This is a genomic window from Tsuneonella rigui (assembly GCF_003958625.1).
Taxonomy (GTDB): domain Bacteria; phylum Pseudomonadota; class Alphaproteobacteria; order Sphingomonadales; family Sphingomonadaceae; genus Tsuneonella; species Tsuneonella rigui.
Window position 1 is genome coordinate 1 of the sequence record NZ_RSEL01000015.1, and the last position, 20,677, is coordinate 20,677.

General features: G+C 64.0%; 22 protein-coding genes. 16 read left to right on the plus strand and 6 right to left on the minus strand.

Features of this window, described 5'->3' with window-relative positions:
- The 6 genes from ELY12_RS06905 to wecB all read left to right on the plus strand — a co-directional run.
- Window positions 1-469, plus strand: a 469-nt coding sequence (locus ELY12_RS06905; protein WP_164549434.1) for a murein hydrolase activator EnvC family protein, incomplete at its 5' end; no start/stop codon positions are given.
- Window positions 470-547: 78 nt separating this feature from the next.
- Window positions 548-1,882, plus strand: a complete 1,335-nt coding sequence (locus ELY12_RS06910; protein ID WP_126175975.1) for a S41 family peptidase — start codon at window positions 548-550, stop codon at window positions 1,880-1,882.
- A complete protein-coding gene (locus ELY12_RS06915) occupies window positions 1,882-2,352 on the plus strand; it encodes a disulfide bond formation protein B (protein WP_126175976.1) in 471 nt (156 codons plus the stop codon). The genes ELY12_RS06910 and ELY12_RS06915 overlap by 1 nt, the downstream gene beginning before the upstream one ends.
- Window positions 2,349-2,870, plus strand: a complete 522-nt coding sequence (locus tag ELY12_RS06920) for a demethoxyubiquinone hydroxylase family protein (RefSeq protein WP_126175977.1) — start codon at window positions 2,349-2,351, stop codon at window positions 2,868-2,870. Before ELY12_RS06915 ends, ELY12_RS06920 begins: the two co-directional genes overlap by 4 nt.
- Window positions 2,871-2,959: 89 nt before the next feature.
- Window positions 2,960-3,529 carry a hypothetical protein gene (locus tag ELY12_RS06925; RefSeq protein WP_126175978.1) on the plus strand — a complete coding sequence of 190 codons (570 nt, stop codon included), beginning with the start codon at window positions 2,960-2,962 and terminating at the stop codon, window positions 3,527-3,529.
- Between the two features lie 53 nt (window positions 3,530-3,582).
- On the plus strand, window positions 3,583-4,701 hold the full coding sequence (wecB, locus tag ELY12_RS06930) for a non-hydrolyzing UDP-N-acetylglucosamine 2-epimerase (RefSeq protein ID WP_126175979.1): 1,119 nt from the start codon (window positions 3,583-3,585) through the stop codon (window positions 4,699-4,701).
- Here the strand turns inward: wecB and ELY12_RS06935 are convergent.
- Genes ELY12_RS06935 through ELY12_RS06960 form a run of 6 tightly spaced genes read right to left on the minus strand, consistent with a single transcriptional unit; the run spans window position 4,698 to window position 11,094 of the window.
- Window positions 4,698-5,696, minus strand: coding sequence for an NAD-dependent epimerase/dehydratase family protein (locus ELY12_RS06935; protein ID WP_126175980.1), 999 nt, complete (start codon window positions 5,694-5,696; stop codon window positions 4,698-4,700). The genes wecB and ELY12_RS06935 overlap by 4 nt on opposite strands.
- Before the next feature lies 1 nt (window position 5,697).
- A complete protein-coding gene (locus tag ELY12_RS06940; protein WP_164549435.1) occupies window positions 5,698-6,270 on the minus strand; it encodes a serine O-acetyltransferase in 573 nt (190 codons plus the stop codon).
- A complete protein-coding gene (locus ELY12_RS06945) occupies window positions 6,270-7,310 on the minus strand; it encodes a WaaS/CpsH family glycosyltransferase (RefSeq protein WP_126175982.1) in 1,041 nt (346 codons plus the stop codon). The genes ELY12_RS06940 and ELY12_RS06945 overlap by 1 nt, the downstream gene beginning before the upstream one ends.
- Window positions 7,311-7,330: 20 nt before the next feature.
- On the minus strand, window positions 7,331-8,455 hold the full coding sequence (locus tag ELY12_RS06950; protein WP_126175983.1) for an NAD-dependent epimerase/dehydratase family protein: 1,125 nt from the start codon (window positions 8,453-8,455) through the stop codon (window positions 7,331-7,333).
- A gap of 18 nt (window positions 8,456-8,473) precedes the next feature.
- Window positions 8,474-9,745 carry a hypothetical protein gene (locus ELY12_RS06955; protein ID WP_126175984.1) on the minus strand — a complete coding sequence of 424 codons (1,272 nt, stop codon included), beginning with the start codon at window positions 9,743-9,745 and terminating at the stop codon, window positions 8,474-8,476.
- Window positions 9,742-11,094 (minus strand): polysaccharide biosynthesis protein, encoded by a 1,353-nt coding sequence (locus tag ELY12_RS06960; protein ID WP_126175985.1) that lies wholly within the window; start codon window positions 11,092-11,094, stop codon window positions 9,742-9,744. Before ELY12_RS06960 ends, ELY12_RS06955 begins: the two co-directional genes overlap by 4 nt.
- Before the next feature lie 95 nt (window positions 11,095-11,189).
- On the opposite strand from ELY12_RS06960, the gene pseF reads away from it, so the two are divergent.
- From pseF to ELY12_RS07010, 10 genes are all read left to right on the plus strand, one after another.
- Entirely contained in the window at window positions 11,190-11,909 is a 720-nt protein-coding gene (pseF, locus tag ELY12_RS06965) for a pseudaminic acid cytidylyltransferase (protein ID WP_126175986.1), read from the plus strand.
- Window positions 11,906-13,396: a UDP-2,4-diacetamido-2,4,6-trideoxy-beta-L-altropyranose hydrolase gene (pseG, locus tag ELY12_RS06970; protein ID WP_126175987.1), complete on the plus strand. Its 1,491-nt coding sequence runs from the start codon at window positions 11,906-11,908 to the stop codon at window positions 13,394-13,396. Before pseF ends, pseG begins: the two co-directional genes overlap by 4 nt.
- Window positions 13,397-13,422: 26 nt before the next feature.
- Window positions 13,423-14,466 (plus strand): pseudaminic acid synthase, encoded by a 1,044-nt coding sequence (pseI, locus tag ELY12_RS06975; RefSeq protein WP_126175988.1) that lies wholly within the window; start codon window positions 13,423-13,425, stop codon window positions 14,464-14,466.
- Between the two features lie 25 nt (window positions 14,467-14,491).
- Window positions 14,492-15,445 (plus strand): Gfo/Idh/MocA family protein, encoded by a 954-nt coding sequence (locus tag ELY12_RS06980; RefSeq protein WP_277600242.1) that lies wholly within the window; start codon window positions 14,492-14,494, stop codon window positions 15,443-15,445.
- Window positions 15,446-15,463: 18 nt separating this feature from the next.
- Window positions 15,464-16,741, plus strand: a complete 1,278-nt coding sequence (locus ELY12_RS06985) for a DegT/DnrJ/EryC1/StrS family aminotransferase (protein WP_126175990.1) — start codon at window positions 15,464-15,466, stop codon at window positions 16,739-16,741.
- Entirely contained in the window at window positions 16,738-17,265 is a 528-nt protein-coding gene (locus ELY12_RS06990; protein ID WP_126175991.1) for a GNAT family N-acetyltransferase, read from the plus strand. The genes ELY12_RS06985 and ELY12_RS06990 overlap by 4 nt, the downstream gene beginning before the upstream one ends.
- Complete coding sequence (locus ELY12_RS06995; RefSeq protein WP_126175992.1) at window positions 17,262-18,125, plus strand: hypothetical protein; 864 nt, start codon at window positions 17,262-17,264, stop codon at window positions 18,123-18,125. Before ELY12_RS06990 ends, ELY12_RS06995 begins: the two co-directional genes overlap by 4 nt.
- 63 nt (window positions 18,126-18,188) lie before the next feature.
- On the plus strand, window positions 18,189-19,316 hold the full coding sequence (locus ELY12_RS07000; RefSeq protein WP_126175993.1) for an N-acetyl sugar amidotransferase: 1,128 nt from the start codon (window positions 18,189-18,191) through the stop codon (window positions 19,314-19,316).
- Window positions 19,313-19,921, plus strand: a complete 609-nt coding sequence (gene hisH, locus ELY12_RS07005; RefSeq protein ID WP_164549436.1) for an imidazole glycerol phosphate synthase subunit HisH — start codon at window positions 19,313-19,315, stop codon at window positions 19,919-19,921. Before ELY12_RS07000 ends, hisH begins: the two co-directional genes overlap by 4 nt.
- A complete protein-coding gene (locus ELY12_RS07010) occupies window positions 19,918-20,676 on the plus strand; it encodes a HisA/HisF-related TIM barrel protein (RefSeq protein WP_126175995.1) in 759 nt (252 codons plus the stop codon). Before hisH ends, ELY12_RS07010 begins: the two co-directional genes overlap by 4 nt.
- Window position 20,677 lies beyond the last annotated feature (1 nt).

Sequence of the window (20,677 nt, forward strand, 5' to 3'; positions counted from 1 at the left end):
GCGCCGCCAGCTCGCCGCGCTGCCCGGCCCGATCTTGCGCCCGCCGCGCCCGGGCGCGAGCGAGGTGATCGACCCCGGCCCCGCACCGCTCGCATCTCCCACCGCCACGCCCGCGTTCCAGCTTCCGGTCACCGGGCGCACGATCGCTGGTTTCGGTGAGGCGCGCGACGACGGCGGCCGCTCGCGCGGGCTGTCGCTGTCGCCCGCCGACGCCGCGCAGATCGTCGCCCCCGCCGCGGGCCGCGTGGCGTTTGCCGGTCCGTTCCGCGGGTTCGACCGGATCGTCATCATCGAGCACCCGGGCGGGTTCACCAGTCTCGTCACCGGTCTTGCCCGGGTGGACGTCACCGTCGGCGAGGAACTGGTCGCCGGCGCGCCGCTGGGTGTTGCTGGCTCGGGCCGCGCGATCGTCGGGTTCGAGCTGCGGCGCGCGGGACAGCCGGTCAACCCGCTCGAATTCCTGCGCTGAGACAGGTGCCAAGCCTCATCTGGCGTTAACGCCACCCGCACGATAGAACATGCGCGAAACCTACCGGGATATCACGCGATGAAATTTGCCGCTCTCATCCGCTCCGCCGCGCTGGTCAGCGCGGTCGCGCTGCTCCCCGCCACCACCGCCGGGCTCGCCCAGGTCGATGGCCGCGCGGGGCCGGAGTTCGCCAAGCTGTTCGCGGTCTACCAGCGGATCAAGGCGAGCTACGTCGAGCCGGTCGACGACGACAAGCTGATCCGCGGCGCGATCGACGGGATGCTCGCCAGCCTCGATCCGCACTCGGCCTACCTCGACGGCGGCGATCTCCAGCGGTTGGAGACGATGATCGACGGCAACTATTCGGGTCTCGGCCTGTCGGTCGTGATGGACGACGGTGCGGTCAAGGTGGTGAGCCCGTTCAAGGGCAGCCCGGCGGACAAGATGGGCATCAAGGCGGGCGACTACATCACCCACCTCGACGGCACGCTGGTCTACGGCGGGGAGCTCGACGACGCGGTCGCCAAGATGCGCGGGCCCGCCGGCAGCTCGATCCGCCTGACCATCTTCCGACCCGGCCGCGACGAGCCGTTCGACGTCACCGTCACCCGCGGCACGATCGATCTCGAACCGGTCACCAGCAAGCTCGAGGCGGCCAACATCGGTTACATCTCGGTCAACGAGTTCAGCCGCGATGTCGGCTCGGACGTGTTCGCCGAGTGGCAGAAACTGAAGCGCGAGGCGGGCGGCCGGATGAACGGCCTGGTGCTCGATCTGCGGCAGAACCCGGGCGGCTCGCTCGACGAAGCGGTCGCGCTCTCCGACCTGTTCCTCGACAAGGGCCAGATCGTCTCGCAGCGCGGCCGCGCGAAAGGCGAATCGATCGTCTACGACGCCGAGAGCGTGTTCAAGGGCGACATGGCGGGCGGGGTGCCGCTGATCGTGCTGATCGACGCCGGTTCAGCCTCGGCGAGCGAGATCGTCGCCGGCGCGCTGCAGGATCACCGCCGGGCGCTGGTGATGGGCGAGCGTAGCTTCGGCAAGGGCAGCGTACAGACGCTGCTGCCGCTCGGCCAAACCGCCGCGCTCAAGCTGACCACCGCGCGCTACTACACGCCGTCGGGCCACTCGGTGCAGGAAGGCGGGATCGATCCCGACATCGCGGTGCCGCAGCTCTCTGATCCCGATCTGGCCAAGAAGGACAAGTTCCGCCTGCGCGAATCCGACCTGCGCGGGCATTTGGTCAACGAGGCGGCGCTGAAGGACGAGGACCTGGAAAAGGATCGCAAGGACGATCCGCGCTTCACCCTCACCGCCGCCGAAGTGAAGGCCAAGGGAATCGAGGACTTCCAATTGAACTACGCGCTCGAAACGCTGCGCCGCACCTCGCCGAATGCGATGGCGCGCCGCTGATGGCGCTGACTTCGTCGGAGAAACTCGCCCAGCGGCTCGCGCTGGGGGTGCCCGCGCTGTTGCTCGGCGGGGCGTATCTCTCGGAATACGGCTTCGGGCTGGTGCCGTGCGAGATGTGCTGGTGGCAGCGTTATGCCCACTTCGCCGCGCTCGGGATCGCGCTGTTGTCGACGGTGGCGGCGCCCAAGCGGGTATGGATCGGCCTTGCCGGGCTGGCGATCCTGGTCGCGGGGCTGATCGGCGGGTTTCACGCCGGGGTAGAATACGGCTGGTGGGAAGGGCTCACCGCCTGCAGCACGCCCAGTCTTGGCGGCGGCGATCCCTTGGAAGCGATCATGAACGCGCCGCTGGTGCGCTGTGACGAAGTGCAGTGGAGCTTGGCCGGGATTTCGCTCGCCGGGTGGAACTTCCTCATCTCGAGCGTTAGCGGAATAGCGATCCTGCTCCTGCTGCGCCGAAAGACCCGATGACCGAAGCCCCCTCGCACCGCATGATCCGCGTCGACCAGGCAGGCGAATACGGTGCGACCCGCATATACGCCGGCCAGCTCGCGGTGATGGGCGACCGTGCTCCCCACGCCGGCGAGATCGCCGCGATGGCGCGCCAGGAAGCGGCGCACCGGGCGAAGTTCGATGCCCTGATGGCGGCGCGCGGCGTCCGCCCGACCGCGCTGCAGCCGTTCTGGTCGGTCGCCGGCTTCGCGCTCGGGGCTGCGACTGCCCTGATCGGCCCCGAAGCTGCGATGGCCTGCACCGCCGCGGTCGAGGAAGAGATCGACAAGCATTATTCCGCCCAGCTCGACGAGCTCGAGAAAACCAACGACGATCCCGAGCTGACCGCGATGGTCGCCGAATTCCGCGAAGACGAACGCGCCCATCACGCCGCCGCGCTCGCCGCCGGGGCGGAGCGGGCGCCCGCCTACCCCCTCCTGTCGGGCGCGATCCGGCTGGGTTGCCGGGTCGCGATCCGGCTGGCCGAGCGGATTTGAGGAACCTTGCCCGCGCCTGGCGCGCTTCAGCAGTAGTTCAGTGCCCGAGGTTGAACCATTTGTGCGCCGACCAAGATAGGACGAAACCGATGATCCGCCGCCTGCTTCCCGTGCTCGCGCTTGCCGCCGTCGCCGCTCCCGTCGCGGCACAGGACACCGGCGGCGACAAGGTCCGCATGGTCATCGCCTACGGCAACGACGAGGTGGCCCCGCCGCAGGGCGACGAGATCGTCGTCGTCGCGCGCCTGCCCGAGGGCGACCGCTACCGCATTCCGGAGGCGCTCCGCTTCAGCGACGATCCCGCCAATATGGCCTGGGCCCGCCGGGTCGAGCGGCTCGACATGGTCGGCGCGTTCGGCACGATGTCATGCTCGCCCGCCGGGCTGGGCGGCTTCACCGGCTGCACTCAGCAGCTGATCAACGCCGCCGCCGCCGACAAGCGCGAGGGCTCCGCAGCCCGTTTCTCCGAACTGATCGCCGCCGCCCGTGCCGAGCGCCTCTCGACCATCGATGCCGATGCCGCCGCCGAGCAGGGCCGGGTCGAGCAGATCGAGAAGGAATACATGGACCGCCTCGAACGCGAGCGCGAAGGCGTGTTGCCTGGCGAACAGGCGCCTACGACCAGCACCACCACGCCGCTGACCCAGCCGCCCCAGTGATCGGCGCGCGGGCGGATAGCCGCTCTTAATCTTTCGTGGTTAATGCGCCTCGCATGACGGCGCGCAAAATCCTCACCGTGTTCGGGACCCGTCCCGAGGCGATCAAGCTGTTCCCGCTGATCCACGCGCTCGACGCCGACGATCGCTTCGACAGCCGCGTGTGCGTGTCGGGCCAGCATCGCGGGATGCTCGACCAGGTGCTCGAGATCGCCGGCATCCGACCGGACCACGATCTCGACCTGATGCGGCCCGATCAGACGCTTGATGCGCTCACCGCCGCGCTGCTGACCGGCATCGGCAAAGTGCTCGATGAAGAGCGGCCCGATTGGGTGGTGGTCCAGGGCGACACCGCCACCGCGATGGCCGGGGCGCTCGCCGCCTACTACCGCAAGATTCCGGTCGCCCACGTCGAGGCGGGCCTCAGGAGTGGCAACATCCACCATCCGTGGCCCGAAGAGGTCAACCGCAAGATCGTCGGCAGCTTCGCCGCGCTCCATCTCGCCCCAACCGAAACCGCGGCCGAGGCACTCCGGCGCGAAAACGTTGATCCGGCGACGATCTATGTCACCGGCAACACAGTGATCGATGCGCTGCATTGGGTGACGGCGAAGGTTGCGCGCGAACCGGCGCTGGCCTCAGGTCTGGCTCACCTTGAGGCACGCTTCGCGGGCAAGCGGATCATCGGTATGACCAGCCATCGGCGCGAGAACTTCGGTGAGGGCATGGAGGCGATAGCCGAGGCGGTCACCCGCCTGGCCGCGCGGGCCGATGTGGCGGTGATCTTCCCCGTGCACCTCAACCCCAACGTGCGCGCGGTGATGAATGCTCGGCTTCCGGACCTCGACAACATCGCGCTGATCGAGCCGCTCGACTACCCGCATTTCGCCCGTCTGCTCGACATCAGCACGCTGATGCTGACCGACAGCGGCGGGGTGCAGGAAGAGGCGCCCGCGCTCGGCAAGCCGGTGCTGGTGATGCGCGAGACGACCGAACGGCCCGAGGGGGTGGAGGCCGGGACCGCCAAGCTGGTCGGGACCGATGCCGACCGCATCGTCGCCCAAGCTACGCGCTTGCTCGATGACCCGGAAGCCTACGCCGCCATGGCCCGCGCGCACAATCCGTTCGGCGATGGGCGCGCGGTCGAGCGAATCGTGGAGCTGCTCGCGCGCTAGAGCCCGTGGTAATCGCGAAACCAGTCAACGAAGCGCGGGAAACCCACCTCGACCGGCGTGGTCGGCGCGTAGCCGGTGTCGCGGGTGATGGCGTCAATATCGGCGTAGGTCTGCGGCACATCGCCGGGCTGCATGGGTCGGAAATCGATCTCCGCCTTGCGCCCGCAGGCGTCCTCGATCACGCCGATGACCTTCATCAGCGGTTCGGGCCGGTTGTTACCGATGTTGTAGATCGCGTGCGGGGTCACACTTCCACCCGGTTTCGACGCGCCATCGTCCGCAGGCGGGCGATCCAGACAAGCGAGCACGCCCGCGACGATATCGTCGATGTAGGTAAAATCGCGCCGCATGTCGCCGTGGTTGAACACCGGGATGGGCTCGCCCTTGAGGATTCTAGAGGTGAAGATCCACGGCATCATGTCGGGCCGTCCCCACGGTCCGTACACGGTGAAGAACCGCAAGCCGGTGAGCGGGAGACGATAGAGGTGCGCGTAGGTCTCGCTGAACAGCTCGTCGGTCTTTTTGGTCGCCGCATAGAGTGACCATGGGCGATCCACCCGATCCTCGACCGCGAACGGCACCTTGTCGTTCCCGCCGTACACCGAGCTGGAACTCGCGTAGACCATGTGCGCGATCTGCCGCGCGCGCGCGACTTCAAGGACGTTGAGGTGCCCGACCACGTTGGATTCGACGTAGGCGTGCGGATTTTCGAGGCTGTAGCGGACCCCAGGCTGCGCACCGAGGTGCACGATAGCGTCGAAACTCTCGCCAGCGAGAGCGGCGTCCAATGCGCTGCGGTCGGCAAAGTCGACCTGCATGAACGCAAAGGCATCTCCCGCTGCAGCCGCGACACGCGCCAGCCGGTCGCGCTTGAGCGACACCGGATAGTAATGGTTGAGGCTGTCGATCCCGAGCACGCGGTCGCCGCGGGCGGCGAGCTCTTCGCTGACTGCGGCGCCGATGAAGCCGGCCGCACCCGTGACCAGCACGCGCATTCTAGAGTTCGTCGCCGCTGAGGGCACGTGGCTTTGCACTGGCGGGAATGCCGGTCAGCGTGACGGCATCGCCGCATGAGCGCGTAACGACCGCGTTTGCGCCAACCACTACGTCATTGCCCAGGGCGATCGGGCCGATCACCTTCGCGCCCGAAGCGATGAACGCGCGGTCGCCCACCGTGGGGCGCTGTTCGTGTGCGGACTCGATCTCCTTCGCCCCCAGCGTAACCTGGTGGTAGATCACCGCGTAGGCGCCAATGCGGTTCGCGCCTATCACCGTGCCCGCGACATGCGGCATGAAGAAATGCGGCCCGATCTCGCAGGCGGATGAGATTTCCAGCCCGTGGAGGTAGAAGTTGAACCACGTCAGCAGCTTCGCGATCGCGCTGTTCCGGCGCCGGTGCGCGGCATGCGCGAGACGGTAGAGCGCGACCGGCAAGCAGCGCGGGTTGAGGAAATTGCGCCACAAATCGCGTTTGCGCACGCGCCGCCCGGGCTGGCCGTAGTAGAAAAAATAGCGCTCGAGGTCCGACGCGAGAAGTTCGCCGAGCGACCGCTGTTGATACCCTGGCACTACGGCCACGGGCCCGACTTCAAGTGGACCGCCGACTGGTCCTCGTCGCTCAGCAGTTCGTCGATCCATCCCGCCAGGCTGTAGCGGTAGCGGACTTCCGGTGCCAGCGGCGCCGCATCGGTGCGTAAAAAGCTATCCGGAACGCGCGGGCAGGCTCGATCGATCACTTCGATCCGTGCGGGGTCGTAAAAAGCGTAGTCGCGGATCGCAGCATTGGTGGTGACAAGCTTCTTGCCCGCGCCGAGCACCTCCAGCGTGCGCATTGTCAGGCCAGTCTGGCGCAGATGCTCGATATCGAGGATCGCCCGGCTGGTCTCGAACACCCGCTGACTTTCGGCGCGGCTGAGCGGGGCGAAGCGAAATTGTTCGGCTTGCGCACCGCGGAAGTGAGGATTGGTCAGGCGGTATGCACGCAGGACCCACGGTGCCTGCAGGTAGAGATACCAGAAGCGCCGCAAATCGGGCGCGAGCGTTGCGTTCAGGCGCTCGACCACGCGGTGGCGATCGGTGTGCGCAGTGCCAATAAACGATATGTCGTACTCGTTCGCGTGCCCACTCGTCTCGCTCGCGTGATCGTCGAAGAACAGGGGGCGGAAGCGCAAGCCATGGCGCCGGGCCGCCTCCGGTTCGAAGCTGAAGGCGCGATCGAAGAACGGTACCAGTTCCAGCGCACTCGCGCGGTTTGCGAGTGAGTCCCACAGGTAAAACGTGAACCGTGCGCCCGGGTGCTTGCGCCGAAGCTCGGCGATGAGGCCAGGGGAAACCGTCTGGCCATTTACGACCAGCACGTGATCGTAGGAAGAGCGGGCGAAACCCGCGAGCAGTTTGCGGTAGTGCCGTTCGGTGATCCCGCGAATCTGGCTCGGCAGGAAACGTGCGGCGGCGTGATACCAAGGCGAGGAGAGCGGCCGGTCGGCCATCGCATCGACGTGCGCGCCGCGCCGCGTGAGCTCGCGGGCCATCGCTTCGTCGTAGCCGAAGAATCTCGGGGCAATCAGGAGCACCCGCGCGCCGGCGAGCGAGAGATCTTCGGCGGGCATCTTGGATTGCGAGACGCCGATCACTCGGCGGATGCGAGGTTACGCGCGCGCAACTCCGCGAGCGCCTTGTTGGAGCCGTCTTCGAACACCGGCTGGCTTTCTGCCCAAGCGCAGAACCGGGCGAGGCCTGTGGCGAGCGACACTTGCGGAACGATCCCCAGACGCTCCTTCGCGCGCCGCATGTCGGCGAAGCAGTGCCGGATGTCGCCCACGCGGTACTGACCGGTCACGGTAATGGGCACCTGGTGCCCACTCGCGGCGACCAGCGCTTCGGCCAGTTCGGTGACTGTCGTCGGGGTCCCGGCTCCGAGGTTGATCGCCAAACCATCAGGTAAGTCGGCATCAAGTGCGGCCACGAGTCCGGCGACGATGTCGTCGATGTGGATGAAGTCGCGGCTCTCGAACCCATCCTCGTAGAGGGGAATGCCGAGGCCCTGGCGCGCGCGATTGAAGAAGATCGAGATGATGCCGGTGTACGGGTTCTGCAGCGATTGCCCCTCACCGTACACATTCTGGAAGCGCAAGATCACAGGCTTGATACCGAGTGCCGGTGCGCTGGCACGCAGCAGCAGTTCTTGTGCGGCCTTGGTCGCGGCATAGACCGAACCGGGAGCGAACGGCAGGTCTTCGGCGGTCGGGACTGGGGTGAGGGGATAGCCATCAGGAGCTTGCAATTCCCACCCATGAGCGGCGAGCTGCTCGGCTGAACGGCTCGGCGGCTGAAGCATCTGATCTGGTGCGCGCGGATCGACGTAGGCACCTTCTCCGTAGACGCTGCGGCTGGAGGCGAGGATTACCCGACGCGGCCGCTTGGCGCATGCGGCCAAGGCCTCGAGGAGCGCGGCAGTCCCGAACTCATTGACCCCGACATAGTGGCGGACGCGGTACATCGATTGCGCCGTGCCGGTCTCCGCGGCGAGGTGGTACACCGCGTCGCACCCGTCCAGCAGGGCCGGCTGATCTGCGATTTCGCGCACGTCTAGGCGCTTGAGCGACGATCCCTCTGGGACTGACAACGTGGGCAGTTCGCCGTGGATTTGTGGCGAGAGATTGTCGACCAGCACGACGACGTGACCCGCGCCGATCAACCGTCGCGCCAGCGCCTGGCCGATGAAGCCCATCCCTCCGGTGATGACGATACGCACTGTCTTCGGGCCTTCGATCTATGCCTCTACGGGCGTCGCATAAGGATGGCGCTGCCGGTGCTGTACCCTCGCCGCGACATATGAGTCGCCGCGGTTGGTGGAGGCAATACCGACCTGTCGGCGAGCCAGCGCGAGTCCGTAAAGCAAGCCAAACCCCGGCGTTGAAATCAAATACTGGGAGAAGAACACGAAGACCGCGGCGCAGATCAACAGCGTTTCGAAATGGGAGCGGAGTCCAGTGAGAAGCCGATAAAGGAGGAACCCCAGGAGCAACAGACCGAAAATGCCGATCTGATAGATAACGATCAGTATTCCCGAAGGTATTCCGCTGTAGCTCAAATTCATCAGCCACAGGTTCTCCGACATGATCGGTCCTACCCGGGCGAGCCACGTTTCGCTGCTGAGCCCTGCGGGTAAGAATAGATTCTTGAAGATTTCTTGAACGCCGACGTAGATGCCGCCCAGCCGCGCGTTGGTGCTCGCGTCGCTGGTGACCAGATACAGCGGGTCTTGATAGAACTCGGTCAGCAGGCTGGTGATGCGAAGATCGGCAGGAAGAGCTCCGCTGTGAACGATTGCTCCGACCATCAAATAAAACGGGACGATCAGCAGCAGCCCGAGACGCGCCCACTTGGCGAACAGGCATAAGAAAATGAAGCCCCCCAGCGCCAACGAGAGCACCGCGCTCGATGATCGCGCGATTAGGACCGCAGTTACCAGACACGCGATAGCCATCCCATTCCGGCCACCTACTAGCAGCAATGCGGCCGCCAAGATGATCATGTGGAAGCCGAAGTGGGTCGGTTCCGGCGCCAAGCCCAGTGTGCCGCGGCCGGAGTCGACGATGTCACCTGCAGCGTTGCCGAACACCCCGACCAGACCGGTCGCGAAGTCCGGCTGAAAAAGGGTCTGGACCAGGCCTACGAAAATCCATGCGACGGCCGCGAACAGCACGGCGCGATCGGCTTGCTTTGGATACAGGATAACGGTTGCAAAGCCGGCCGCAGCGAAAATGGCGGGCGAAAGATAGATGAGAAGGTATTTCACCTCTTGCGCGTTGGGCCGGGGCAAACATGTCAGAACGAACGCCAACAGCCCGATCACCGCTAGTGTGATCAACGCCAGAGCATCCATCCGCGGAAATCGCTCGACCAACAATGGCCACGTGACCACCACCGTCAGGCCGGCGAAGATACTTGCGTAAGGCTGGTTGTAAGTCTCCAGCGGTATGACCTGCGTGTAGGGGAACAGGCAGAACAACAGCCCCGCAATGCAGATTAGCAGTTTCAACGACTTGTGCTCCTGCGCCCCGCGGGGTGCGTGCCCTGCTGCGCGTCCTCCGTGCGTCTATCCGCGGATAGCGAAAGGCGCAACGCGGCGATCAACAGCAGCGCATATAGCAGGCGCGAAGCGGCCATCGCCCACATAAGCGTCTCCAAACCTGCTCCCGACAGCGCAATCGCCAATGCGACCACCATCGTGGCGGCCAGAAAGCCCAAGGCTGCCTGCAAGAGTGCCTTCTCGCGGTCGAGCGCGATGAGCAGAAACTCGAGCAGAGCGGTGTTCAGCAGGATTCCCGACAGTGCAATCGGGGCCAGCATCCGCGGCTCGATCGCGTATCGAGCGATCGCTTCTGGTATTTCCGGCCGGTCAAATAGGAAAGCCGCGATCGCGATCCCCACGGTCCAAAAGGCGGCACAAAGTCCGATCCAGGTAACTAGGTGCCGCGTCGCGCTGCGCGCGGATCCTTCCCTTTTTACAAGCCGGATCGCGTCCGGCCCGATGCGCTGGGCGAGAGTGTTCACTACCAGCGATGCGGCAGTCAGGAACAAAGCCAGAACGGCGTAACGGCCCGCCACTTCGCCGCCGAATACGGCCGAGACGTAAACGCGGTCGAGATAGAAAGGCACGTTGATCGCGCTGAAGGCGAGAAATACCGCAACCCCACCGGTAGCGGGTGGGTCCAAACTGTCGGCATACTCGGAAACGCCGAGTGGCGCGCGCGCGACCGGCACGAACCACCAGACCGAGAACAGGCACACCACCGCCGTCGCGATCAGCTCGGTCGCCAAGACGAGGCCCAGACCGGAGGAAGTGGCAGCAAGGGCGACGCAGCCGAAGACCACGGCGGTGCGCAACAGAGTTCCGGCGGCGAGTTTGCGCGAATCGCTCATCGCCCGTTGCATCGATGCGACAAGCGCCATCCCCGCAGTGACCAGCGCATAGACGCCCGAGATTGCCAGATCGCTCAGCCAACCGATCCCGGTCGCTTCTCCCACGATAAAAAAGGGCAGACTCAGGAGTACGGTGCGCGTGGTGAGGAGGCGAAAGATCTCGACACACCGCGCGCGCATCAGATGGCCGAGACCTTCCTCGACCAGCCGCGGGAAGCCCTTGATGGTTTGCTCGACCGCGCCGAAGCTGATGATGGTAGCAAGGAATGCGCCGGAGGCGGCGATGGTTGCGTATCGCGCGAAGTCGGAGGTCGGCAGCAGTCCGGCGACCAAGGCCATTCGAGCCATGGTCAGTCCCGACGCCGACAGCATCACGATCAGGAACGCAAGGCTGCCAATGCCCGGGCGCATCAGGCCGTGCGGATTCAACTCCGCGTCGGCGGCAGACGGGACCTCGGACTTCACGCCGAACGCATTAGCCGAATCCAGAGCGAGAGCGAGAGCAATTGCACTCGATGGACCGCGCGCTTAGTGGATCGCGCCGCAGCAAAGGGGTCATTATGAGCGAGGTATCCAGGGGATCGGCATTGGCGGTCATCCCCGCGAGAGGTGGCAGCAAACGAATCTTGCGCAAGAACGTCCGCTTGTTCGCGGGTCGGCCGATGATTGCGTATGCCATTGCCGCGGCGCGAGAGTCCGCCCTGTTTTCACACATCGTGGTGACGACCGACGATCCCGAGATTGCCGAGATTGCCGTCGCCGAGGGAGCCGAAGTGCCGTTTGTGCGGCCTGCTGAACTCGCGGACGACTTCACCCCGACAGTGCCAGTGATCAAGCACGCCGTTGTCGCCTGCCAGGAGCTGGGTTGGCATGCATCGCGCGTTTGCTGCATCTATCCTGGCGTCCCCTTCATCCAATCCGACGACTTGCGCGAAGCACTTGCGTTGCTCGACGCTTCGGGCGGCGACGACTACGTTTTTCCGGTCGCCCATTTCGCGTCGCCCATTCAACGAGCGCTGCGCCGTGGTCCCGGCGGCGAAGTCGGGCCGTTCGACCCTCAGTATGCGGCCACCCGGACACAGGACCTCGAGCCGGCGTATTTTGACGCGGGCCAGTTCTATTGGGGCGCCGCCGAAAACTGGCTGGCCGAGAAGAACATCCACGCCAACGGGCGCGCGATCGTCCTGCCCTCGTGGCGGGCGGTCGATATCGACACGCCTGAAGACTGGGAGCGAGCCGAAGCCTTGTGGCGCGCGAGCCGCCTTCCCGTCGGCGAATGAAGGTTGCTATCAGGGTTGATGCCTCCCCGGTCATCGGCATCGGTCATGCCCGGCGTTGCCTCGCTCTAGCGGCGGGCTTGCGAGAGATCGGGGCGGAGGTGCGCTTCGTTACCCGAAACCTCGGTTTGCCGATCGAGGATGAAGTACGCGCGGCGGGATTTGCCGCGACAGTGTTGCCCCGGCCGACGACGCCGAATAGCCCTGATCCCATCATCGCGCACTCCGCGTGGGCGGAAGTCTCAACCGAGCGCGACATAGCCGAAACCGCGGCGGCTTTGGCAGACTGGCCAGTCGAGTGGATGGTAGTCGACTCGTATGCGTTCGACGCCACCTGGCATCGAGGAATACGCGCAGTTCTAAAGAGCCGGGTGGCTGTCGTCGACGATCTCGCCGACCGCGCGCTCGATGCTGAAATGGTGATCGATCCTAACTTCGGCGCCGGGCAGACCGGCAAGTATGGCGCCGTCCTGCAGAGAAAAGCCCGCATCCTGGCGGGATCCCGGTTTGCGTTACTCGGCCCGGTCTATACGGCGGCAAAGCCGCTGGATCGCGTCGCCGAGGTGACCAGCATCGGCGTTTTTATGGGTGGGTTCGATCAGCTGGGCATCTCCGCTGTCGCCCTTAGCGCGGTGCGAGATGCGGGGTTCGAAGGTGCGGTTGAAGTGGTGGCGAGCACGAACGATCCACGGCTGGCGGAGATTCAAGCCGCGGTTACCGCCGATCCGAATGCGATGCTGTCATGCGATCTGCCCGATCTCGCCGGTTTCTTTGCCCGTCACGGGCTCCAAGTGGGCGCGGGTGGGGGAGCGACCTGGGAACGTTGCTGCCTTGGCGCGCCGAGCGTGCTGGTGATGACTGCCGAAAACCAGCGCGCAGTCATCCCCGCCCTTGCGGCAGCGGGAATTGTTGCCGCTTGCGAGCCCTCGCGGGCCGCCATCGCCGTGGAAGTGCGCGCGCTACTGGCCGATCCCGCCCGGCGGCAATCCATGGCGGACAACGCACGGCGACTGGTCGATGGACAAGGCGCCCGCCGTACGGCGCTTGCCCTGGCCGCTTCGACTCTGTCCGTACGCCCCGCCAGCATGGCTGATGCGGCCATCATGCATCGATGGCGCAACGATCCGGTAACCCGCGCGGTTTCGCGCCAGGGCGAACCAATCGAGTTGGCCGCGCATATGGAGTGGTTGGACCGGGCGCTTGGCGATCCTGACCGGCAGGTGTTTGTCGGCATGATCGGCCCAGTTACAATCGGCGTTATCAGATTCGACCGGGCCGACGAAAGCTCGTGCGAGGTCTCGCTGTATCTGGATCCCGACCTGCACGGCCTCGGCCTGGGCGAGTATTTGCTCGCCGCGGGAGAACGGACCGTAGGGCGTGGATTGTGCATCGTAGCAGAGGTGCTAGAAGACAACCCCGGTTCGGCACGGCTGTTCGAGAAGAGCGGCTATCAGCGCGTGGCTTCAGGCTTCTTTCGTAAGCTGCGGTAAGCCGCCCTCGGAGCAAGAGTGAGATCATGAAAATCGGAGACCGGCAGGTCGGGCACGGCATGCGGCCTTACCTCATCGCTGAGATGTCGGGGAACCATAACCAGTCGCTGGATCGCGCACTCGAGATCGTCGAGGCCGCAGCAGCAAGCGGCGCCGACGCGATCAAGCTGCAGACCTATACCGCCGATACGATGACGCTCGACATTCGCGCGCCGGGGTTCGTGATCGAGGATCCCGACAGCCTGTGGGCCGGTCGGCAACTGTACGAGCTTTACGACGAAGCGCACACCCCGTGGGAATGGCATGCGCCGATCATGCAGCGGGCGCATGAGTTGGGAATAGCCTGCTTCTCCACGCCGTTCGATAACTCTGCGGTCGATTTTCTTGAGCAGCTCGGCGCGCCTGCTTACAAGATCGCCAGCTTCGAGGTGACTGACCTTCCGCTCATCAAGAAGGCTGCAGCTACCGGGAAGCCATTGATCCTCTCGACAGGGATGGCCACCATGGCCGAGATCCAGGAGGCGGTCGATGCAGCGAAATCTGCGGGCAATAACGACATCGTGATTCTCAAGTGCACCAGCACGTATCCTGCAACGCCTGACAACACGAACATCTCCACCATTCCCGACATGCGAGAAACGTTCGGGGTGGAGGTCGGCCTGAGCGATCACACAATGGGTTGCGGAGTGGCCGTGGCCGCGGTCGGCATGGGCGCGATTCTGATCGAAAAACATTTCACCCTGCGGCGAGCGGACGGCGGTGTCGATTCAAGTTTCAGCCTAGAGCCGAGCGAGTTTCGCATGCTGCGCGAAGAAAGCGACCGGGCCTGGCAGGCGATCGGCAAAGTCACGTATGGTGGTACGAACGCGGAAGACAAATCGCGCGCTTTCCGCCGTTCGCTGTACATCGCCAAGGACATGGACGCGGGTGAAGAACTGACACCTGAAACTCTGCGGATCATTCGACCGGGTTTTGGCCTGCCGCCGAAGTTCTACGATGAAATGCTCGGCAAAAAGGTTCTCCGCCACGTAACCGCCGGCACGCCGCTCGCGTGGGACCTGGTGTCCTGAGGCCAACCTGCATCGCGTTCTGATCATAGGCTGCGGCGCGATCGCCGGAGGCTTCGATGCTGATCGATCGGCAAATGATCCTGTGCGCACGCATGCCGCCGCGTATCTAGCAAACGGCGGCTTCCAACTGGCGGGATGCGTCGATCCTGACGAGGGGGCGCGGCGAGCGTTTGCCGCACGGTGGTCGGTTGCGGCCAGTGCGCCGTCAATCGAGGAGTTTGCGCCCGGCGAGTTTGACGTCATCTCTATCTGCTCGCCCACATGGAGCCATGCCGGCGATGTCGAAGCCGCGCTGGAACTTCGGCCGCGGTTGCTGTTTTGTGAAAAACCGGTGACCGAAAGCGTTCGCGCCACCGAGGAGTTGGTAGCGCGTTGCGCAGCCCACGGCGTATTGCTGGGAGTCAACTACACGCGGCGATGGGCGCCCGACGTTGTGGAACTGGCGCACGGTCTTCGCGCGGGCCATTGGGGAGCGGTCCGCTCCGCAGTGGGCACGTATACCAAGGGCGTGCTCCACAACGGCGGTCATATGGTCGACCTGCTGCAGATGCTGCTGGGGCCGCTGGAGCTGGTCGCCACGGGCATGCCCGTCAACGATTTTTGGGACGACGATCCTTCGGTTCCGGCGATCCTCCGGTCGGGAGATGGGGTGTCAGTACAAATGGCACTCGGCGACGCTCGCGATTATGCGTTGTTCGAGGTTGTCCTGACGACTGAACGGGGCGAGATCGTCATGCGCGACGGGGGTTTGTCTTGGACCGTCCGGCGACCGCAACCAAGCCTCGCATTTGCGGGTTACACAACGCTCGGCGCGCCGGAGCACACCAGCGGACGCTACTATGAAGCGATGCCCGCGGCCGTGACCAATATCGCGGCGGCGCTCGACCATGGTGTCGCGCTGGCATCAACGGGCCAATCCGCTCTTGCCGCCCAGCGTTTGTGCGAGCAGATGCGCGACGCCAGCAAGTACCACGCATAATTACAGGATGCCGTTCCTATGACGTCCGCGCTCGCCCTGTTGGGCGGACCCAAATCGATCGATCGCCCGCTCGAACTGTTTCAAGCCATGGGAGAGGACGAAGTCGAGGCCGCTGCCCGCGTGGTCCGCTCGGGCGTGCTCTCGGCCTTCATCGGTGCGCCGGGGGAATTTTTCCTGGGCGGTCCCGAAGTGCGTGCTTTCGAAGCGAAGGCGGCGGACTATTTCGGGGTCAAGCACGCTATCAGCGTCAATTCGTGGACCTCTGGACTAATCTGCGCAATCGGAGCGGTGGGTATCGCACCGGGTGATGAAATCATCACCACCCCGTGGACGATGTCGGCGACTGCCATGGCGATCCTGCATTGGAACGCGATCCCGGTCTTCGCGGACATCGATCCGGTCACCTTCAACATCGATCCTGCCAGCGTCGAGCGGTGCATCGGGCCCAAGACAAAAGCCATCATGGCAGTCGATATCTTCGGCCAATCCGCCGACATGGTGGAACTTCGCCAGATCGCCGAGCGCCATAATCTGGCGCTACTGAGCGATACGGCTCAGGGACCAGGTGCCAAAGTAGGAAACCGCTTCGCGGGTACAGTGGCGGATATCGGCGGCTTCAGCCTCAATTATCACAAGCATATCCACTGCGGTGAAGGCGGCGTCCTGGTCACCGATAATGATCGGCTGGCGGAGCGGATGCAGCTCTTACGCAATCATGCTGAATCCGTGCTCAAGAGCGACGACCCGGCCGAATACGTCAACATGATCGGATACAACTTCCGCATGGGCGAAATCGAGGCGGCGATTGCCGCACTCCAGCTCGACAAACTGAAAGCCCGGGTGGAAAGCCGGCAGCGCGCCGCTCGCCAGTTGGATGAAGGTCTGGCCGGCTTGGAGGGGCTTACCACGCCGCAGACCACCGATGGCGCCACGCACGTTTATTATGTTTATGGGATGAAGCTCGATACCGAGAAGCTGGGAGTCACGCGCGAACAACTGGTGGCGGCCTTGCAGGCTGAGGGCGTCCCCGGCTTGTTCGCGGGTTATCAAAACCTGCACCTTCTCCCGATCTTCCAGCATCGGATCGCCTACGGCCCGGACCATTTCCCCTGGAGTCTCGCGTCGAGAGAGATCGCCTATGGACCCGGCACATGCCCGGTGGCGGAGGAACTCCATACTCGTTCGTTCATGGGGCTTAATCTCTGCATGTGCGAATACCCGCCCGAAGATGTTGCGGCCGTGATCACCGCGTTTCGCAAGGTTTGGAGCGGACTGGGCGAACTCCGCCTGCGATGAAGGAGCCAGTGCATCTCGAGGGAGCGTTGGTCCGGATTGAGCGATTCGAAGAACGTGACCTGAGCGAGCGATATCTGGGCTGGCTCAATGATCCTGAAACGATGCGGTTCTCCAATCAGCGATTCCGCGATCACGATCTCGCGAGCTGCCGGCACTATTTCGACACGTTCGCTGACAGCGAGAATGATTTCCTCTCAGTGCGTCGCCGCGGCGGTGGCGATGCGATCGGCACGATGACCGTGTACCACAACCAGCATCACGGCACCGCAGACGTGGGGATCATGATCGGGGACCGATCTTGCTGGGGACGCGGCTTCGGGCAGGATGCCTGGGACACCGTGCTTTCCTGGCTGCTGGGCCCGCGCGGAACGCGCAAGGTGACTGCCGGGACTGTGGCGTCCAATCGGGGAATGGTCCGCTTGATGGAACGTTCCGGAATGACGCTCGAAGGGGTCCGTCGAGGGCAGGAACTGATCGACGGTACGCCAGAAGACATCGTTCTCTACGGCAAATTTGCTCGATGATGGGGTTGGCCGAACCGGTCGCCGTCGTCGCGCACGATGCAGGGGCGGCGAACATCATGCTGGCTTGGCTCGAGGCGGAGGAAAGCGCCGGTACCAGGGCCGTGATGGCCGGGCCTGCACAAGAGCTCTGGCACGCCAAATTCGGAAATACACCGCTGTGCGAGTCGGTCGATCAGGCCCTCGACGGTTCTGCCGCGCTCTTGAGCGGCACCGGCTGGGCGGCCACAATTGAGCACGATGCCCGCATTGCTGCACGCGAGCGTGGAATTGAATCGATCGCGGTGATCGACCACTGGGTCAATTATCGGGAGCGCTTTGAGCGTGATGGCGTAACCGTGTTGCCGGATCGCGTTTGGGTGACCGATCTCGAAGCATTGGCGATCGCTCAGCGCACGCTGCCCGAGGTCGTGGCAGAGCTCAAACCCAACGCCTATCTGCAGGAACAAGCTGCGGGGGCGGGTCCGGTGCCCGCTGATGGTGACTTGCTATTCTTCGCCGAGCCTGCGCGTGCCGATTGGGGACAGGGGTTGCCAGGTGAGTTCCAGGCGCTGGAATTTCTCTACAGTCACGCTGTCCTTGCGGGAGTGCCGGAGGACACGCCGTTGCGGATCAGGCTGCACCCATCAGACCCCGCGGGCAAGTACGATGAATGGCTCTCGCGCCATCCCTCGGCTACTCTCGATCAATCGCCGGACGTCTCGTCCGCGTTGGCAAGTGCCCGTTTCGCGGCGGGGATGAACTCGGCCGCGCTCGCAATCGCGCTCGCCGCGGGACGCAGCACGATCGTTGCGCTGCCTCCGGCCGCGCCCCCATGTGTCCTCCCGCACGCTGGCCTGCTGCACTTGCGCGATCGGGTCTGATTGCCCGGCGGGGTACCGCTTTTTCCTAGAATTGCCCGGAAGCCTTCGCCAAAGCGCCTCTCAATGAAATACTGCATTCGTTGCCTGCAGCCGGATACGCGGCCCAACACCCAGTTTTCGCCAGCCGGTGTATGCCCCGCGTGCGACTATTTCGAGCGGTTGCAAGAAGTCGATTGGCACGAACGCTACGAGATTCTCGAAGATTTGCTGGCTGGATATAAACGCCGCCCCGGACAGCAATGGGACTGTATAATTGGAGTGTCGGGTGGCAAGGATTCGACCCGTCAAGCTTTGTGGGTGCGCGATAAATTGGGGCTCAACCCGCTCCTGGTTTGCCTGAGTTACCCGCCAGAGCAGGTAACCGAGCGTGGGGTGGAAAATCTCTCGACTTTGATCGAGGCCGGGTTCGACCTGGTGATGAGCGGGCCCGCACCGCAAACCTGGCGCAAGCTGATGCGCGAAGCGTTTGCCCAGTTCACCAACTGGGCCCGATCGACTGAATTGGCCCTGTTCAGCTCGGTACCTCAGCTGGCGATCCGGTATCAAATTCCATTGATACTATGGGGTGAGAATCCGGGCCTGCAGTTGGGCGATCTCAAGACGCTCGGCCGCACCGGATATGATGGCAACAACTTGCGGTACATGAATACGCTCTCGGGGGGCGGGCTCGATTGGATGCTCGACGTGGCCGAGATGAAGTCAATGATCCCCTATCAGTATCCGAGTCCGGAAGACTTCGACGCACATTCGTTGCAGATCGTCTATTTGGGCTGGTTCCTGGGCGATTGGTCGCTGACTAACAACGGTCTTTACGCTGCGGTGAACGGCCTAGAGTTGCGCACCGACACCGTGAAGAACACCGGCGATTTGCGCGGGGTCACGTCGCTCGACGAGGATTGGGTAACGCTCAATCAGATGATCAAGTTTTACAAGTTCGGCTTCGGTCGAGTGACCGATTACGTCAACGAGGAAATCCGCCTCAAGCGGCTGACGCGTGCGGAAGGCATCGACCTGGTTACCCGGTACGATGACAGTTGCTCGCCGGAATACATCGCTCAATTCTGCGACTACATCGGGATTTCGGTCGATCAGTTCTGGGAGCAGGTGCGGACTTCGATCAACAAGGATTTGTTCGATGTACGACCCAACGGCTTGATCGAACGCAAGTATGAAGTGGGAGTCGGATTGTGATCCGCCGGACCATCGGCATCGTCGACTACGGAGTCGGCAACCATGCGTCGGTTCGGCAGACGCTATATTCGATCGGCTACCGGTGCAGGGTCAGCGGCGATCGCGACGTGCTCGCCGATGCCGACCTGCTGGTGTTGCCCGGGGTGGGTGCCTTCGGGGCGGCGATGGAGAAAATTCACGCGCTGAACCTTGCAGGTTTCCTGTGCGATCAAGCCCGCAGCGGACAGCCGATGATCGGGCTCTGTCTCGGCATGCAGCTATTGGCGGACGGATCGCTGGAGCATGGCTACCATGCCGGACTTGGACTTATCCCTGGTGAGGTGATGCCCCTCGAGCAGGCGCGGTGGCATATCGGCTGGAATACCATTGAAGTCATCGGCGGCGACCCCATGCTGCAAGGTGCCGATCGCAAATCGATGTACTTCAATCACAGCTATTATTTTCAGGCGGCGCCCGAGTTCACTGTCTGCATGGCCCGGATCGAGCAGCCGTTTACGGTCGGCGTGCGACGGCGCAACATCGTAGGCCTGCAATTCCATCCTGAAAAGAGCCAGGATGCAGGCCGTGACTTGTTGCAAAACGTCGTTGAAGGGCTCTGCGCATGATCGGCAAGCGCATAGTCGGCGTAGTGACGGTGAAGGACGGCTGGGCCGTCCAGTCATTCGGATACAATCGCTACCTCCCGTTAGGGAGACCCGAGGTGCTGGTCGAAAACCTGGACCGTTGGGGAGCCGACGAGATCCTGCTGCAGTGCATAGATCGCAGCGCCGCCGGCCTCGGACCGGACATGGCGCTGCTTGATCGCATCGGACGGCGGGGGCTCTCGACGCCGATGATCTACGCCGGCGGCGTGCGCCACGACCAGGACGCGGTCGACGTCGTCAATGCAGCTGCCGATCGCGTTGCGGTCGATGCATTGCTGCGCGACGATCTGGACGCGATCGCGCGCGCCGGAGCCCGCCTCGGTAACCAGGCGATGATCGCATCGGTGCCCCTGACGGTCGATGGCTGGTTCGACTATCGGACCAGGCAGGTCGGCGGAGTCCCGTCGGCCATCCTGGACGCACTTGCGTCGGGCATCCTGTCCGAGACTCTGGCGATAGATGCGGTCCATGAAGGAACGCCGGGGTCCTTCAACGATGAGCTGTTCCGAGCCTTACCGGGGACATTCCCGTTGATCGCATTCGGCGGTATCTCAGAGCCGGCACAAATCCGATCCCTCCTTACCAATCCGCGCGTGGTCGCAGTGTGTGTGGGCAACTTCCTTTCTTACCGAGAGAATGCCGTGAATCTTCTGAAGGAAGCGGTGCCGGGCGTTCCGGTTCGCCCTGCCGCCTATCACGCGACCCGGTACGGCTGAC